Here is a 16,161-nt window from a genome sequence, read left to right on the forward strand (position 1 = left end):
ATGCGGACTTTGATTCGCAATGGGACGGTCGTCAACGCGGGTGGCACGCTGCGGGCGGACGTGCTGGTGGAGGGCGAGACGATTCGCGCCATCACCGAACCCGGCGTGTTCGACACGGCCGACACCGTCATCGAGGCGGCCGACAAGTACGTGCTGCCCGGCGGGATCGACGCGCACACACACATGGAGATGCCGTTCGGCGGGACGTTCTCGGCGGACTCGTTCTTCACCGGCACCCGCGCGGCCGCGTGGGGCGGCACGACGACGATCATCGACTTCGCCGTGCAGGCGAAGGGCACGTCGTTGCTGTCCACTCTGGACAAGTGGCACGAGAAGGCCGACGGGCACTGCGCGATCGACTACGGGTTCCACATGATCGTCTCCGACGTCAACGAGCAGTCGTTGAAGGAGATGGAGAACTGCATCGACGCCGGCGTGAACAGCTTCAAGATGTTCATGGCCTACCCTGGCGTGTTCTACGCGACCGACGGCGAGATCCTGCGGGCGATGCGCAAGGCGTCCGACACCGGCGCGACGATCATGATGCACGCCGAGAACGGCATCGCGATCGACGAGCTGGTGGCCGACGCGCTCGCCTCGGGGCTGACCGACCCGGTGCAGCACGGGCTGACCAGGCCGCCGGAGCTGGAGGGTGAGGCGACGTCGCGGGCCATCCAGCTGGCCCGCGTCACCGGCGCTCCGCTGTACATCGTGCACCTGTCGGCGTCGCAAGCGCTTGCGGCGGTGGCCGCGGCACGCAACGACGGCCAGAACGTGTTCGCGGAGACGTGCCCGCAGTACCTGTACCTGTCCATAGAGGACCTGGCCAGGCCGGAGTTCGAGGGCGCGAAGTACGTGGCGTCCCCGCCGCTGCGGCCCAAGGAGCACCAGGCCGACCTGTGGCGGGGCCTGCGGACGAACGACCTGTCGGTGGTGTCGACGGACCACTGTCCCTTCTGCTTCAAGGACCAGAAGGAGATGGGCCGCGGCGACTTCTCCAAGATCCCCAACGGGATTCCCGGCGTCGAGCACCGGATGGACCTGCTGCACCAGGGCGTCGTGGCCGGCGAGCTGTCGCTGCAACGCTGGGTGGAGGTGGCGTCGGCGACCCCGGCGCGGATGTTCGGCCTCTACCCGCGCAAGGGCGTGATCGCCCCTGGCGCGGACGCGGACATCGTCGTGTACGACCCGTCGGTGCGGCAGACGCTGGGCGTGGACACGCACCACATGGCGGTGGACTACTCGGCGTACGAGGGCATGTCGATCAGCGGCGGGGTGTCGACCGTGCTGTCCCGCGGTTCGGTCGTGGTGGCCGACGGCGCCTTCCACGGCCGCGAGGGGCACGGCAAGTTCCTCTCCCGCGAACTGTCGCAGTACCTCGTCTGATTGGTGGTGTGTGGTCGTGGAATTCGGTGTGGTGGCGCAGACGGACCCGCCCGCGTCAGCGGTCGTGGACCTCATGGTGGCGGCCGAACAGCAAGGTTTCACCTACGGCTGGACATTTGACTCGGTCGTGTTATGGCAAGAACCGTTCGTGATCTACTCCTCGATCCTCGCGGCGACAAAACGCCTGGTGGTAGGGCCCATGGTGACCAACCCGGTCACTCGCGACTGGTCGGTCACCGCGTCACTCTTCGCAACCCTCAACGACATGTACGGCAACCGAACGGTGTGCGGCATCGGCCGAGGTGACTCAGCGCGACGGGTCATCGGACAGAAGCCGGCGCCGCTGTCGGTGGTGCGTGATTCGATCCACGTCATCCGCGAACTGGCGGAAGGACGGGAGGTCACACACCATGGCACACCGGTACGCATCCCCTGGGTACGCGACGGCCGGCTGGAAGTCTGGATGGCGGCGTACGGGCCCAAGGCGCTGCAGCTGGTCGGCGAACACGCCGACGGCTTCATCCTGCAGACGGCCGACCCGGCGATTACCCGGTGGACGATCGAGTCCGTCCGGGAGGCGGCCCGCGCGGCGGGCCGTGACCCGGGCGGCATCACGATGTGCGTGGCGGCGCCCGCGTACGTCGGGGAGGACGTGGCACACCAGCGCGACCAGCTGAGATGGTTCGGCGGCATGGTGGGCAACCACGTGGCCGACCTGGTGGCCCGCTACGGCGAGTCCGGCCCTGTCCCCCACGAGCTCACGGACTACATCCGGGGGCGGCAGGGCTACGACTACGCCCATCACGGCAAGGCGGGCAACCCGTCGACGGACTTCGTGCCGGACTCCATCGTCGACCGCTTCTGCCTGGTTGGCCCGGCGTCGGCACACGTCGACCGCCTGACCGAACTGGCGGAGCTGGGCGTCGACCAGTTCGCGCTCTACCTCATGCACGACCAGAAGGAGCAAACCCTGGCAGCCTATGGAACGGAGATCATCCCCAAACTGACAGCGTGACGCGGCTGCGCGACGGTGGTGCACCCATGCTTGTCGCGCGGGAGGCGGAGTGCTGCGTCCCGCGCGGACAAGCGCCTGGATGGGCGTCTCGAGGGCACTATGGGACACCGTTCGCTGGTCCGGCCCGCTCGTTCGTCCGGCCCGCGCGCTCGTCCGGGCCCGTTCGCTCGTCCGGCCCGCGCGCTCGTCCGGGTCCGTTCGCGGGCGCCGGGCGGCAGCACCAGGCAGCACTCGCACGGGGCCGCTCGCGAATGGCGCTTTGGGACGTGGGCGGTGTCCCGAACAGCGCGATGGGACGTTCAATCAACCAATGATTGTCGGGATGTCGGACCTTGCGAGAGGTACGGGCCTGGTCAGGCGCTTCGCGGGCGTCGGGCGCTGCGCGCCCGGCGCGCATCCGCTGGGTGTCCCGAAAGACGCGTTCGGGGCATCGCCGATGTCTCGAAAGACGCGCTGATGACGTTCAACGACCTGAAAGCGTCTTTCGGGACAGCGCCGGTGGCACGGGCAGCATCGACAGGCCCGCTTTCGCGTCCGCCCGCGAAGCGGGTCTGCCCGCCACACTCATCTGGGGTGGTTCGCGCGATGCTGTTCGCGGCGGCTGCTGTGCGGTGTTCGCGTTGATCTCAGAACCCAATGAACGCGCGTGGCCATACCCACGCCCACACGTCGTCAGGTTCGTTCGGGTCCCTTGGGTCCTTTGTGTCCACTCTGTCCTCCTTTCATAGGACGCAGTCTCGCCGCGATCCTATGGCCGGCCGGACGAAGACGGCGGCCACGACGGCACCTGTGCCGCACATCGTGGCCGTCCAGGCCAGCGTGGCGCCGGCGCCGGTGTGGTCGGCCAGCAGGCCCGCGAGCCACGGGCCCGCCATCTGCCCGGCGGCGAAGACGACCGTGAAGGTCGCGAGCACGCCGGGCAGCCTCGGCGCGGGGGTGGTGGCGTGGACCACGGCGGTCACCGCTGCCGGCACGGCCATGAAGGTCGCGCCGTAGGCGACGGCCGACACCAGCACGACCGGCTGGCTGGCGCCGAGCAACGCGAGTGCCGCCGCGCCGGCGAGGACACCGAGCAGCACGGCGAGCACCCGGCCGCCCGGCCACTGCCTGATCGGGTGCCGCCACAACGCCGGTGCGGCCATGACGGCGACGCCCAGCACGGTCCACGCGAGCGCGGTCTGTGCCGTGGACGCGTGCCGGTCAGCGAGGTAAGCGGACAGGAAGGTGATGTAGGCGATGTAACCGACGGCGAACAACACGTACACCACCCCGACCGACCACAGTGGACGGATGGGGGACGCCGTCACGCCACTGTGGACCGTGTCCGGTCGGGCTGCGGACCAGCTCAGTGCGGCGGCCAGGACACCGGCGACGGCCAGACCCGCCCACGCGAGCGGCCAGCGTTCCGGGTGGAGGTCGAGTAACGGCGGGATGACCGCACCGCTGAGCGCGATCCCGAGTCCGGCGCCGGCGAAGTACACGGCGGTCGGGGCGATGACCGCGCCGGCCACGAACACCAGCGCCCCCGCGAACCCGGCGACCGCCCGGGCCGCGAGCAGTGCGGTGTAGTCGGCGCTCATCCCGGTCGCCGCGAGCGACGCCGCGCACAGCACCATGCCGAGCCGGAACGTCGCCGCGACGCCCAACAGGCGGGCGAACCCGGCGGCGGCCAGCGCACCGGCAAGGTAGCCGAGCCCGTTCGCGGTGGTCATCGCGCCGGATTGGGCGAGGGTCCACCGCAACTCTGCGGCCATGGCGGGGAGCACGAGCCCGTAGGCGAAGCGGCAGAGCCCGAGCGCGGACGCGGTGCCCAGAGCGAGGCGGGCCTCCTGCCACCGGGTCATCCCCTCAGGTGCCGGTCGAGGAAGTCAACGACCGTGCGGGCCAGCGCCACCCGGTGGTCGGACAGGGCGTGGTCGGTCGGGAAAACCTTGTGCGCCAAGCGACCCTGGTACGCGGCCACCAGCGGGTGGTGGTGCACGTCGACCGGTGCGACGGAGTCCCGGCCGGCGCCGATGAGCAGCACGGGCCGGTCCGCCAGTCGCGGCGCGAGTCCGGCCAACCGCCACGACTCGCCGGCGGCCTCCATCTCGGCGACGAGCGCCTCGCCGCTCGTGCCCCGCAACGGCAGCAACTCGCCGTCCCACGACTCGACGTACGCGGCTCGCACGGCCGGGTCCGCGCGGGACAGTGCGGCCGCGGCACCGAAGTCGAACCCGGCCACCGAGACCACGGCGCTGACCGCCGGATCAGCCGCCGCGGTCATGAGCGCGGCGAACCCGCCCAGGCTGTGCCCGACCACGGCGAGGCGCCGCGAGTCCAGCCCGTACACAGCTGCCTCGGAACGCAGCGTGGTGACCACCTGGCCGGCGTCGTCGAGCACGTGCTGGAACGACCACGTGCCGCCCACGCCCCACGAGCCGCGGTAGTGGAACACGAGCGCCGCGTAGCCGGCACGACGGAGCGCGTGGGCCAGGTCGAAGTTGCGCTCGATGCCGGGAAACCCGTGCAGCAGAACGACAACCGGATGAGGACCTGGCCCGGCCGGCAGGTGCAGGACACCCAGCAGCGTCTCGCCGGCACTGGTGAACGTCACCGCGGGGGTACTCGCCGCCGGGGTGACGTCGGCCGGCGGGTCGGCCGTGAGGAAGTGAGCCATGATCGCCTTTCACATAGAACCGATCGGTTCGATGTGACGCTAACAGATCTTCGAACCGATCGGTACTATCTATGTCATGCCCGTCGCCAAAGGCGCCTCGCTCGACCCGGCCCACACCCGCGCCACGATCCTCGACGCGGCGACCGACCTGTTCTACGCACGCGGCCTGGACGGCATCGGCGTCGCCGAACTGTGCACGACGATCGGGGTGTCGAAGGAGACGCTGTACCGCCACTTCGGCGCGAAGGACAAGCTGGTGCAGGCGGTGCTCGAGTCCCGCAGCGACAAGGTCACCCGCTGGCTGCGCAGTGCCGCGGAGTCGGCTGGCGACGACCCGTTCGACCAGCTCGCCGCCGTCTTCGACGCGCTGGCGGGATGGCACGCCGAACCGACGTTCCGCGGCTGCGCGATCCTCAACGCGGCGGCCCAGCAACACGAGGGCCCACCGCGCGCCGTGGCCAGACGGCACCTGGACCGCCGCCTGGAGCTGCTGACCGACATCGCGCGCCGCGCGGGCGTCACCGACCCGACCACCGTCGGCAGGCAACTCCTGACGCTGGTCTCCGGCGCCACCACCCTGGCCGACCACCGCGGCGACACCGACGCGGCAGTGGTCGCCAAACAGGCCGCACTCGCCCTGCTCCGCCACTAATCAGAACCGCACAATGGCCTGCGGCCGACGGAACAGAGTGCGCAACCGCCGGAACGCCTCGTCACCCAAGACAGCGACCACCCGGCTCCGCAAGCGCCACCGGCCGGACGCCAAGGACTGGCTGGCGAAGATCAGGCCCCGGGCCGGGCCGTCGGCCGCGGTCGATGGAACAGGGTCCGCAACCGCCGCAACGCTTCCTTGTCACCTGAAACGGCGACCGCTCGGTTCCTGATCGCCTCCGCGAGCGTCATGTGGCCCTCGGTGATGCGAACGAGGACGTCAGCCGTCATTTCCAGTGTCGCGTCAGGGAGTTGGGCCGGGCCGTGTTGTGCTTCGACGGCACCGTCAGCGATGCGGGTGTGGAACACCTCGTCGTCGACGCGGAACTCGTACACCGCACGTACGCCGTCGGCGGCGCTCGGGTCGAAGAAGGCTTCCATCGCCAGCACCGCCCAGCCGGGGTGGAACGTCTCGCCGTCCCGTCGCTCGCCCATGGCCCATTTCGTGCCCCATCGGGCGAGGGCGAGTACCGCAGGACCCAGCTCCTTGCCCGCCTCGGTCAAGGTGTAAGCGGGGGTGCGGGCCGGTGGGGGCAGCGTGACCTTGGCGACCAGTCCTTCTCGTTCGAGGTGCTTCATCCGCGCCGCCAGCAGGCCGGTGCCCATGCCACGCAGGCTGCGCTGCAGGTCGCCGAACCGCTTCGGGCCGGTCAGCAGGTCGCGGATGAGCAGCAGTGTCCAGCGCTCGCCAACAAGGTCGAGCGTGCGCGCGGTGGCGCAGTACTGGTTGTACGTTCGCTGGTCCACTTCCGCATTCTATGTCGCACACTTCTCGTTTCTTAAGCCAAGCAGCACCTCGGCCACCGCGTGCGGATGGCTCAGCGGCACGTCGTGTGGACCGTCCAGCGCCACGGGTTCGTAGCCGACCTCCTCGGCGAGCCGGGCGAACGGGAGACTTTCCGGGCGACAGTAGATTCCCGTGCCGGGTATGCGGTCCACGGCACCGGTCAGGCTCGTCGTCTCGGTGAACGTCCTCAGTGGATGCCCCTGGAGCCGCTCGCCGAGCCACCGCACGTCGTCCGGATCGGTGATGCCGAACGCGCCGGGAGCGGGTGCCGGGACGCGCCAACCGTCACCCGCCGCAGTGCGGACCCAGGCCATGAACCAGTCGGGTGCCAGGCTTTCCATACTGGCGCCGTCCTTTCCGGCCCAACCGTCGATCAGGACGACGTGCGTCACCCGATCCGGCCGCAGGTCCGCCGCCTGCCGGACGACCAGACCGGCGTAGCTGTGGCCGACCAGCACAAGATCCGGGTCGGCCGTCGAGTCGATGGTGGCCACCACCTCGCCGACATGGTCGTGCAGGCCGACATCTCGGTCGAGCGTGAGGTCGGGGGTGACCACCTTGGAGAGCAGTGGCGTCACTCGGTCCCAGGCCCAACTCCCGTGCCAGGCGCCGTGGACGACACGAAGGTGCTCATGGTTCTCCTCCCGCGTACTTCCTGTTTTTGAAGTATACGATACTAAGAGGAGAAGTCGAGAGACTTGGTGAAGTGGAACGCCTCGATGACGTACCCCGACGAGAGGTAGCGCCGGTGCGCGTCGTGGCGGTGGGTTGCGGAGTCGAGGTGCACGTAGGCGCAGCCGAGCCGGCGGGCCTCGTCGTCCAGCCAGCGCAGGAGTGCGCCGGCGTGGCCCTGCCGGCGCGCCGCGGGCAGGGTGCTCAGGTCGTCCACGTACAGGTGCCGGCCAAGGGCCAGGTTCTGTCCACATCGGAACCCGGCGACCGCCACGACCGACCCGCCGTCGTCGAACGCGCCCACCAGCCGGTAGCCCTCCGCCCGAAGTTGGCGCACCCGTTCGACGAACGAGGCCACCTCGGTCAGGTGTGTGCGCAGCTCCTTCATCGCCGGGAACGCGAGTTCCGTGCTGTCGTCGTCGAGTTCGGACACATGTCGAAGTTCGGTCACCGGAACATGATCGCCGTGCCGGCGACGGCGGGGCAGGGCCACTGGTGCGCGTTTCGGGCAGTCCACACGGGTTCATGCCACGGCGAGCTGACGCACGACCAGCAGACCGCCGACCCCTGGCAGCCACGCCATGGCTTTCGTCGCCCTGGTCGCCGCCGGATTGCGCAGTGTGGCCACCACGACGAACAAGTACGCGCAGCCGTGCACCGGACCGCCCAACGACGAGACGACCGGCAGGTGGAGCGTGGCCAGGTTCGCCAGCAAAACCAACAGAGTCACGAACTCCACCGCCGCCATCGCGCGGAACGGTCGCATGCTCACGCCCCGGTCGTTGAGCCGGGGCGGACGATCATCAGCACGGTGACCGTCGCCCACAACAGGTTGAAGACGCCCGTGAACATGGCAAGGCGCGTGCTGACGCGTGTCAACGTCGTGCCTTCCGGGGCGACCGCGAGGAGTTTCTCCTGACCCGGCAACACCTGGAGCACCAGCACGGCGGCGGCCACGGCGGTCAACGCGATCGACACGAGCAGCCACGTGTCCCCGAGCACCCCCATGAAGCTGGCGGTGGCGAACCCGAAGACCGGCACGGCGATGCCGATCCCCGCGTAGACACGGCAGATCCGGTGCAGCAGGCGGAGTTTGTGCTCATCACCAGCGCGTACGGCCGGCGGGAACATGCTCGCCGCGACCGCGACGGGCCCCACGGCCAGGATCGCCACGAGAACATGCAGGGACAGCAGGACCTTTGTCACGCCGCCGACGGTAGTGATCGCCAACCCGGGTGAGAATCGGCAAGAATGCCATTGACCAACGGATTCTCGCCAAGGAGCCTCATGCACACGGTGGCCGTGCTCGCGCTGGACGGTGTCATCGCCTTCGACCTGGCCACGCCGGTGAACACCTTGGGCTTCGCCCAGCTGGCCGGCGACTGCCCCGCCTACGACGTGCGGGTGTGCGGCACGGGCCCGGTGAAGACCGAGACGTTCACCATGCACCCGAACTGGGGCCTCGAGGCACTGGCCGACGCGGACACGATCATCGTGCCGGGCTGCGAGAACACGGACGCCCCACCACCGCCCGACGCCGTCGACGCCCTCCGCGCGGCAGCGGCCCGCGGCACCCGAATCGCGTCGATCTGTGTCGGCGCGTTCACCCTGGCGGCCACGGGCCTGCTCGACGGCCTGCGTGCGACCACCCACTGGCTGGCCGCACCCGAACTGGCCGCGAGACATCCGGAGATCGAGGTCGACTCGAACGTGCTGTACGTCGACAACGGCCAGTTCCTGACCTCAGCGGGCGCGGCGGCAGGCCTGGACCTGTGCCTACACATGATCCGCCGCGACCACGGTTCGGCAGCGGCGGCGAGTGTTGCCCGTCTGTCGGTGGTGCCCCTGGAACGGGAGGGCGGGCAGGCGCAGTTCATCGTGCACGACCAGCCGCCCGTGCCCCGCGGCACCGAAATGGAACTCCTGCTGAACTGGCTCACCGCCAACACGACGTCCGACCTGACCTTGGCGGACATCGCCACGCACGCCGGCATGAGCACCCGCACCCTCAACCGCCGTTTCCGCGAACAGACCGGCACGACTCCCTTGCAATGGCTGCACCGGGAACGAGTGCGGCAGGCGCAGTACCTGTTGGAGAACACGACCCATCCGGTGGACCGCATCGCGGGCGAGGTCGGCTTCGGCTCCCCGACCGCCTTTCGGGAACGCTTCAAACGCGTCGTCGGCACGAGCCCGAACGCCTACCGCGCCGCCTTCCAGAGCTGACCGACGTATCTCTCCGTGACGCTCTGACCACGGGAAATACCTCACCAGGCCCGGTAGGCCGTCAGCTAATCTCCCCGCCATGAACGAGACTGAGGTCGACGGGGTGCCGGTGCTCTGGGCGGACGCGCCAGGGCCTCTGACCGGGACCATCGTCTTCGGCGTCGGGGCGCGGGACGAGAGCTTTCGGACCATCGGGATCACCCACCTGGTCGAGCACCTGGCCATGAGCACGCTGCCCCGCGTGCACTACGAGCACAACGCCGCCGTCGACCTCGACACCACCGAGTTCTACGCCGCCGGCAAGCCTCAGCACGTCGTCGAGTTCCTGGCCGCCGTCTGCACGGCGCTCGCCGAGTTGCCGCTCGACCGGATCGAGAAGGAGGCCGGGGTCCTCGCCGCCGAGGGTGGGCACGTCACGCATCCCACGGCGGCGATCCTGCTCAACCGGCGGTTCGGGGCCAACGGGCCTGGGCTCGCGCTCTGGGAAGGCCCCGGCTACGACCGGCTCTCCGCCGAGCAGGTGACCGAGCACGTCCAGAAGTTCTTCACCCGCGCCAACGCCGTCGTCACGCTGACCGGGCCGCCGCCGGAGGGGCTTCGGTTACCGCTGCCCGACGGGGAGCGGCCGGTCCGTGTGGCGCCGCAGCTCGTCGACGCGGGGCACGCGAACTGGGCGGCCGAGCCGTCGCCGGCGCCGGGGCTCGCGCTGCTCGGGCCGGCCCGGGACGCGGGTGCGGTCCTGGCGATGGACGTGCTGCGGGAGCGGCTCATGGAGACCGCGCGTCGCGAGCAGGGGATCAGCTACGACGTCGACGGCGCGCACGTCGACCACGACACCACGCGGGCCGACCGGCTGATCTGGCTCGACGCGCGTGAGGGTCAGGAGGCGCAGGCCGCGACCATCCTGTGGCAGACCGCCCAGGACCTGGCCACCAACGGGCCCACCGCCGAGGAACTGGCGTTCGCCGTCGAGGGGTTGCGGCACATGTTCGACGATCCCCGCGCGCCCTTCGGTGAGCTGGAGAACGCGGCCTACGCGCGGCTGTTCGGCTTCCCCTACCGAACCAGCGCCGAACTGCTGGCCAACGCCGAGCAGGTGCTGCCCGCACAGATCGCGGCGACGCTCACCGAGTCACTGCGGACCGCGCTGCTGACGGTCCCGGAGGACGTCGAGCTGGACCTCGGGCTGCCACTGGGTGGATGCCCGCGCACGGACACCGTGCCACCCGGTCGGGAGTTCCGCCCGCCTCGGCTCGCACGGCTCGTGAACAAGCAGGCCCGGGCGGCGCGGCTGATCCTGTCCGACAGCGGCGTGGCGATCGTCGACGGTGACGGCGACGTGCACCACGTCGCGTTCACCGAGGTGGTCGGCGTGCGCAGCGAGGAGGACGGTCGGATCCTGTTCGGCAGGCGAGGCTGCGTCGTCCCGGTGCTGCGGTCGCTGTTCGGCGGCGTCGAACCGGTGATCGAGGCCGTGGACCGGGCAGTGGCCGCCGAGCTGCACTATGCACCCAGCGAGTTTGCAACGAATGACTGAGATACCGACGGATGACGCAACGAATCGGCGATCAACGCAATGGTCCACGGATGAAACCGCCGCTGACCCGGCTTAACCTGTTTACATGTCGATGACTGCCGCAGACTTCATCGCGCTCGACGAACAGTGGAGCACGCACAACTACCACCCGCTGCCCGTGGTGATCGCGGAGGCAGAGGGCGCGTGGGTCACCGACGTGCACGGAAAGCGGTACCTGGACTTCCTGGCCGGCTACTCGGCGCTGAACTTCGGGCACCGCCACCCCGCCCTGGTCGCCGCCGCGGTCGAGCAGCTCGGGCGGGTCACGCTGACCAGCCGGGCGTTCCACCACGACCAGCTCGGACTGTTCTGTCGGGAGCTCGCCGAGCTGACCGGCACCGAGATGGTGCTGCCGATGAACTCCGGTGCGGAGGCGGTCGAGTCGGCGCTGAAGGTCGCGCGGAAGTGGGCCTACCAGGTGAAGGGCGTGCCGGACGGCACCGCCGAGATCATCGTGGCCGGGTCGAACTTCCACGGCCGCACGACCACGATCATATCGTTCTCCACCGACGACACCGCGAGGGCGGACTTCGGCCCGTACACACCCGGGTTCCGGGTCGTGAAGTACGGCGACATCCAGGCGCTGGAGGAGGCGATCACTCGGCGCACCGCCGCCGTGCTGATCGAGCCGGTGCAGGGTGAGGCCGGGGTGCTGACCCCGCCGGCCGGCTACCTGCGTGAGGTGCGGCAGCTGTGCACCAACCACGACGTGCTGCTGATCGCCGACGAGATCCAGGCCGGCCTCGGCCGGACAGGGACGCTGTTCGCCTGCGAGCACGAGGGCGTGGTCGCCGACCTGTACACGCTGGGCAAGGCACTGGGCGGCGGGATCATGCCGGTGTCCGCCGTGGTCGGGCGCCGGGACGTGCTCGGCGTACTGCGGCCGGGCGAGCACGGCTCGACGTTCGGCGGCAACCCACTCGCCTGCGCCGTCGGGCGCGCGGTCATCCGGCTGCTGCACGAGGGTGACTTCCTCACCCGGTCCGCGTCGCTGGGCACACACCTGCACCGCCGACTCGGCGAGCTGGTTGGGCACGGCGTCGCGGAGGTGCGCGGCCGTGGGCTGTGGGCCGGCATCGAGATCGCCCCGGGCGGGATCACCGCACGGGAGGCCAGCGAGGAGCTGATGCAGCGGGGCGTGCTGTGCAAGGAAACGCACGACACCACGCTGCGGGTCGCGCCGCCACTGATGATCTCGCGCGAGGACCTGGACCGCGGCGTGGACACGATCACCGAGGTCCTGAGTCGCTGACGACGTGCAAGAGCTTGCGGCGTCTTGCGCAAGTGATGGTCACTGTCGCGGCGGTATTCGCGCGGTTACGGGCTGGTTAGCATCGGGAAGGTGCTGATCGACGTCTTCAACGAGATCCAGGATCCCAAGCCCTGGCAGGAAGATCACGAACACCAGCGGATCACGCAGGCGTTGGCACAGGCCAGGTTGGCCGACGAGCTCGGGTACGGGTGCTGGTGGCAGGTTGAGCACCACGGGGCGGAGGAGTTCAGCCTTTCCTCGGCACCCGAGCTGATCCTGACGGCGATCTCCCAGCAGACGAAGCGGATCCGGCTCGGGCACTCGGCGGTGCTCGCGCCGAGCCACATCAACCACCCGATCCGGATCGCGGAGCGGGCGGCGATGCTCGACCACCTCAGCGGGGGCCGGCTGGAGTTCGGGCTGACGAAGTCGACCATCCCGGAGTGGCGGCTGTTCGGCACCGAACCGGACGACGCGCGCGATCAGACCGCCGTGGCGTTCGAGATGGTCCCGCGCATGTGGACGGAGGAGCGGTTCTCCTGCGCCAACGAGTACTACGAGATCGACGACGCCCCGATCGCGCCGAAGCCGTACCAGAAGCCACATCCGCCCCTGTGGCAGGCGGCGAGCAGCCCCGCGTCGTTCGAGGAGGCTGGGCGGCGCGGGGTCGGCGTGCTCGGCACGACGCTCTGGGAACCGCTGCCCCGGGTCCAGGCGCTGGTCGATCTCTACCGCGCGGCGGTGCGGCAGTGTGATCGGCCCGCCGGCGCGTTCGTCAACGACCAGATCGCGTTCTTCACCTTCGTGCACTGCGCGGACACCGACGCTGAGGCGATCGCGGGTGGCGCCGCCGCGGCCGCCGCCTGGTACACCGTGCAGGCGCTGACTTTCTTCGAAGCGAAGGCACACTTCCTCGAAACCGCGGCACGGCAGCAGGCCATGCTGGAATCACCCGATGGCGGCGGGCTCACCGGCGACTTCCTGCGCGCGGACGCGGCGGTGGCACCCAACCACGCGCAGATCTGCATCGGCCGGATCCTCGATGGCGAGGCGGTCTCCGACGAGGAGATCTTCGAAGCCCTGCGCGACCAGGACTCCCTCATCGTCGGCAGCCCGCGGACGTGTCGCGAGAAGCTGCGGACGTACGCCGACCTGGGCATCGACCGGCTGATGTGCTTCCACCAGGTCGGCCGGCTACCGCACGAGGCGGTGATGAAGAGTATCCGCCTGGTCGGCGAGCTCATCGGAGAGTTCGCGTAGCCCCGACGACCGCGGTGGAGCCGCGCACCACCAGCTCCGGCTGGCACATGTACTCCACGTGCGGAGCGGGCGTGCCGGCCATCTCCTCCAGCAGCGCGTCCACCGCCGCCTGGCCGATCGTCTCCACCGGTTGGCGCAGCGTCGTCAGCGGTGGGTCGGCGAACACGATCAGCGGTGAGTCGTCGAAGCCCACCACCGAGACGTCCTCCGGCACGGACCTGCCGCGTGCGCGAGCGGCACGGACCGCGCCGAAGGCCATCAGGTCGTTGCCGCACACGATGGCGGTGCATTCCTTGTCCAGCAACGCCGACGCCGCGGCCGCGCCACCCTCCACAGTGAACAGCGTGTGCTGCACGATCCCGTCGGGGAGAACGGCACGGAAGCTCTCGACCTTGCGCCGGACCGGGACGAACCGCTCCGGGCCCACCGCGAGGCCGATGCGTTCGTGGCCCAGCGCGGCCAGGTGTGACACCGCCAGGCGCACCGCGGCCCGGTCGTCGGTGGACACGAACGGCGCGGACACGTGCTCGGTGTAGCCGTTGATCATCACGAACGGGACGCCCCGGCCGGCGAGCTTCACGTACCGGCCCATGTCCGCCGTCGTGTCGGCGTGCATGCCCGACACGAAGACGATGCCCGTGACGCCCCGGTCGACGAGTAGTTCGACGAGCTGGTCCTCCCCCGCACCGATGGGGCTCTGCGTGCACAGCACCGGCGTGTAGCCGTGGGACGCCAGCACCTGCTCGATCACCTGTGCCAGCGCGGGAAAGATCGGGTTGGTCAGGTCCGGAGTGATCAGGCCGACGAGACCGTGGCCGCGTTCCCGCAGCCGCGGCGGCCGCTCGTAGCCGAGGTTGTCCACCGCCGCCACGACGGCCTCGCGGGTCGCGGGTGACACGCCCGGCTTTCCGTTGAGCACACGACTCACCGTCGCCTCGCTGACGCCTGCCCGCGTGGCGATGTCGCTGAGCCGGATGGTCACGACCACCAGATCGCGGTGTCCGGGGGCAACGTGACCACCCCGTCGTCGACGCCGTGGTCAGCCGACGCCACCAGGACCCGGCCGGCGTCGGTCAGCCGCACCGGTTCCGTACCGAGGTTCACCACGCAGTGGAACGTGCCACGGCGGAAGCCCAGCACGTCCTCGGGAAGGTCCAGCCACTCGAACTCGCCGAACGACAGCATCCGCCGCAACCGCAACACCGCGCGGTACAACGAGAACATCGACTCCGGCTCGGTCTGCTGCTCCGCGACGGACAGCTTCGCCCAGTCCTCGGGCTGCGGCAGCCAACCCGCCCCGGAGCTGAAGCCGAGCGACGGCCCCGCGCTCGCCCACGGCAGCGGCACCCGGCACCCGTCGCGGCCGCGATCGGTGTGGCCCGAACGCTCCCACACCGGGTCCTGCAGCAGTTCGTCCGGCAGGTCCAGCACCTCGGGAAGGCCCAGTTCCTCGCCCTGGTACACGTACGCGGAACCCGGCAGCGCCAGCAGCAGCAACGCCGCGGCCCGTGCCCTGCGCGTGCCGACCTCACCGTCGCCGTACCGCGTGACGTGCCGGTGGACGTCGTGGTTCGACAGCACCCACGTCGCGGGCGCCTTCGTCGCCAGCATCTCCTCGATCGCGGTGCGGAACGACGAGGCCGACCACTTCGCCTTCAGGAAGTGGAAGTTGAACGCCTGGTGCAACTCGTCCGGCCGCACGTACAGGGCCGTGCGCTCGGCGTTGGGCGCCCACGCCTCCGCGACGGCCATCCGGTCGCCCGGGTATTCGTCGAGAACCATGCGCCAGGTCCGGTAGATCTCGTGCACGCCGTCCTGGTCGAAGTACGGCAGCGGTTCCTCGCCGAGCAACTCGTTCTGGTTGGGGTGGCCGACATCCGGCAGGCCGGGCGCCTTCACCATGCCGTGCGCCACGTCGATCCGGAACCCGTCGGCGCCGAGATCGAGCCAGAACCGCAGGATGTCGAGGAACTCGGCGTGGACGTCCGGGTTCTCCCAGTTCAGGTCGGGTTGCTCCGGCGCGAACAGGTGCAGGTACCAGTCCCCGTCGGGCGTCCTGGTCCACGCCGGCCCGCCGAACACCGACTCCCAGTCGTTCGGTGGCAGCTCGCCGTCGGCGCCGCGGCCGGGGCGGAAGATGTAGCGGTCGCGCAGTCCCTTGCGGAACCACGCGTGCTGGTCGCTGGAGTGGTTGGGGACGATGTCGACGATCACCCGCAGCCCGTTGGCGTGCGCGTCGTGGATCAGCCCGGCCGCGTCCTCGAGCGAGCCGAACATCGGGTCGACGGCGCGGTAGTCGGCCACGTCGTAGCCGCCGTCGGCCATCGGCGATGCGTAGAACGGGTTGAGCCAGATCGCGTCAACGCCCAGGTCGGCCAGGTACGGCAGCCGGGACCGCACGCCCGGCAGGTCGCCGATCCCGTCGCCGTCGCTGTCGGCGAAGCTCCGCACGTACACCTGGTAGACGACGGCGTCCCGCCACCACTCCTGAGTCATACCCTCATGAAAGACGTTGCAGCGGTTTTCAGCAAGCCGCAACCATTGCTCGGGCCCGGAGAGCGTGCCTATATTCAGCGTCGAAGTCAGCGTCGAAGCGATTCGACACTCATTCGACGGG

The 16,161-nt window shown here is 69.8% G+C and carries 15 protein-coding genes and 1 pseudogene; 7 read left to right on the forward strand and 9 right to left on the reverse strand.

The features are described from left to right. The gene (hydA, locus tag VF106_RS13930) at window positions 1-1,386 is read left to right on the forward strand and encodes a dihydropyrimidinase (RefSeq protein ID WP_330840092.1); all 1,386 of its coding nucleotides are present in this window, start codon (window positions 1-3) and stop codon (window positions 1,384-1,386) included. A 16-nt stretch (window positions 1,387-1,402) separates the two neighbouring features. Next, window positions 1,403-2,401, forward strand: a complete 999-nt coding sequence (locus VF106_RS13935; protein ID WP_330840093.1) for a TIGR03842 family LLM class F420-dependent oxidoreductase — start codon at window positions 1,403-1,405, stop codon at window positions 2,399-2,401. A gap of 722 nt (window positions 2,402-3,123) precedes the next feature. Here the strand turns inward: VF106_RS13935 and VF106_RS13940 are convergent. After that, window positions 3,124-4,245, reverse strand: coding sequence for a YbfB/YjiJ family MFS transporter (locus tag VF106_RS13940; protein WP_330840094.1), 1,122 nt, complete (start codon window positions 4,243-4,245; stop codon window positions 3,124-3,126). Next, on the reverse strand, window positions 4,242-5,060 hold the full coding sequence (locus VF106_RS13945; protein WP_330840095.1) for an alpha/beta hydrolase family protein: 819 nt from the start codon (window positions 5,058-5,060) through the stop codon (window positions 4,242-4,244). Before VF106_RS13945 ends, VF106_RS13940 begins: the two co-directional genes overlap by 4 nt. 76 nt (window positions 5,061-5,136) lie before the next feature. Between VF106_RS13945 and VF106_RS13950 the strand changes: the two genes are divergently transcribed. After that, window positions 5,137-5,712 (forward strand): TetR/AcrR family transcriptional regulator, encoded by a 576-nt coding sequence (locus VF106_RS13950; RefSeq protein ID WP_330840096.1) that lies wholly within the window; start codon window positions 5,137-5,139, stop codon window positions 5,710-5,712. Between the two features lie 131 nt (window positions 5,713-5,843). Here VF106_RS13950 and VF106_RS13955 read toward each other — a convergent pair whose 3' ends face one another. The 5 genes and pseudogenes from VF106_RS13955 to VF106_RS13975 form a co-directional block, all read right to left on the reverse strand. Beyond that, complete coding sequence (locus VF106_RS13955) at window positions 5,844-6,518, reverse strand: HxlR-like winged helix-turn-helix transcriptional regulator (protein WP_330840097.1); 675 nt, start codon at window positions 6,516-6,518, stop codon at window positions 5,844-5,846. 9 nt (window positions 6,519-6,527) lie between these two features. Continuing rightward, a pseudogene (locus VF106_RS13960) lies at window positions 6,528-7,163 on the reverse strand (alpha/beta fold hydrolase); the annotation flags it as partial. Window positions 7,164-7,234: 71 nt separating this feature from the next. After that, a complete protein-coding gene (locus VF106_RS13965) occupies window positions 7,235-7,681 on the reverse strand; it encodes a GNAT family N-acetyltransferase (RefSeq protein WP_330840098.1) in 447 nt (148 codons plus the stop codon). Window positions 7,682-7,753: 72 nt separating this feature from the next. After that, complete coding sequence (locus VF106_RS13970; RefSeq protein WP_330840184.1) at window positions 7,754-7,996, reverse strand: hypothetical protein; 243 nt, start codon at window positions 7,994-7,996, stop codon at window positions 7,754-7,756. Between the two features lie 2 nt (window positions 7,997-7,998). Then, window positions 7,999-8,436: a hypothetical protein gene (locus VF106_RS13975; protein ID WP_330840099.1), complete on the reverse strand. Its 438-nt coding sequence runs from the start codon at window positions 8,434-8,436 to the stop codon at window positions 7,999-8,001. Between the two features lie 81 nt (window positions 8,437-8,517). Between VF106_RS13975 and VF106_RS13980 the strand changes: the two genes are divergently transcribed. The 4 genes from VF106_RS13980 to VF106_RS13995 all read left to right on the forward strand — a co-directional run bounded on the left by VF106_RS13980 (window position 8,518) and on the right by VF106_RS13995 (window position 13,544). Further along, window positions 8,518-9,456: a GlxA family transcriptional regulator gene (locus tag VF106_RS13980; RefSeq protein WP_330840100.1), complete on the forward strand. Its 939-nt coding sequence runs from the start codon at window positions 8,518-8,520 to the stop codon at window positions 9,454-9,456. 79 nt (window positions 9,457-9,535) lie between these two features. Then, window positions 9,536-10,993, forward strand: coding sequence for a peptidase M16 family protein (locus tag VF106_RS13985; protein WP_330840101.1), 1,458 nt, complete (start codon window positions 9,536-9,538; stop codon window positions 10,991-10,993). A 91-nt stretch (window positions 10,994-11,084) separates the two neighbouring features. Further along, on the forward strand, window positions 11,085-12,284 hold the full coding sequence (rocD, locus tag VF106_RS13990) for an ornithine--oxo-acid transaminase (protein WP_330840185.1): 1,200 nt from the start codon (window positions 11,085-11,087) through the stop codon (window positions 12,282-12,284). 90 nt (window positions 12,285-12,374) lie between these two features. Continuing rightward, window positions 12,375-13,544 (forward strand): LLM class flavin-dependent oxidoreductase, encoded by a 1,170-nt coding sequence (locus tag VF106_RS13995; RefSeq protein ID WP_330840102.1) that lies wholly within the window; start codon window positions 12,375-12,377, stop codon window positions 13,542-13,544. Here the strand turns inward: VF106_RS13995 and VF106_RS14000 are convergent. Further along, window positions 13,525-14,526: a LacI family DNA-binding transcriptional regulator gene (locus tag VF106_RS14000; protein WP_330840103.1), complete on the reverse strand. Its 1,002-nt coding sequence runs from the start codon at window positions 14,524-14,526 to the stop codon at window positions 13,525-13,527. The two genes, VF106_RS13995 and VF106_RS14000, sit on opposite strands and share 20 nt — an antisense overlap. Beyond that, window positions 14,523-16,040 (reverse strand): glycoside hydrolase family 13 protein, encoded by a 1,518-nt coding sequence (locus VF106_RS14005; RefSeq protein WP_330840104.1) that lies wholly within the window; start codon window positions 16,038-16,040, stop codon window positions 14,523-14,525. The genes VF106_RS14000 and VF106_RS14005 overlap by 4 nt, the downstream gene beginning before the upstream one ends. Between the last annotated feature and the right edge of the window lie 121 nt (window positions 16,041-16,161).

The sequence above is a fragment of the Actinophytocola sp. genome, assembly GCF_036378875.1.
Taxonomy (GTDB): Bacteria; Actinomycetota; Actinomycetes; order Mycobacteriales; family Pseudonocardiaceae; genus Actinophytocola.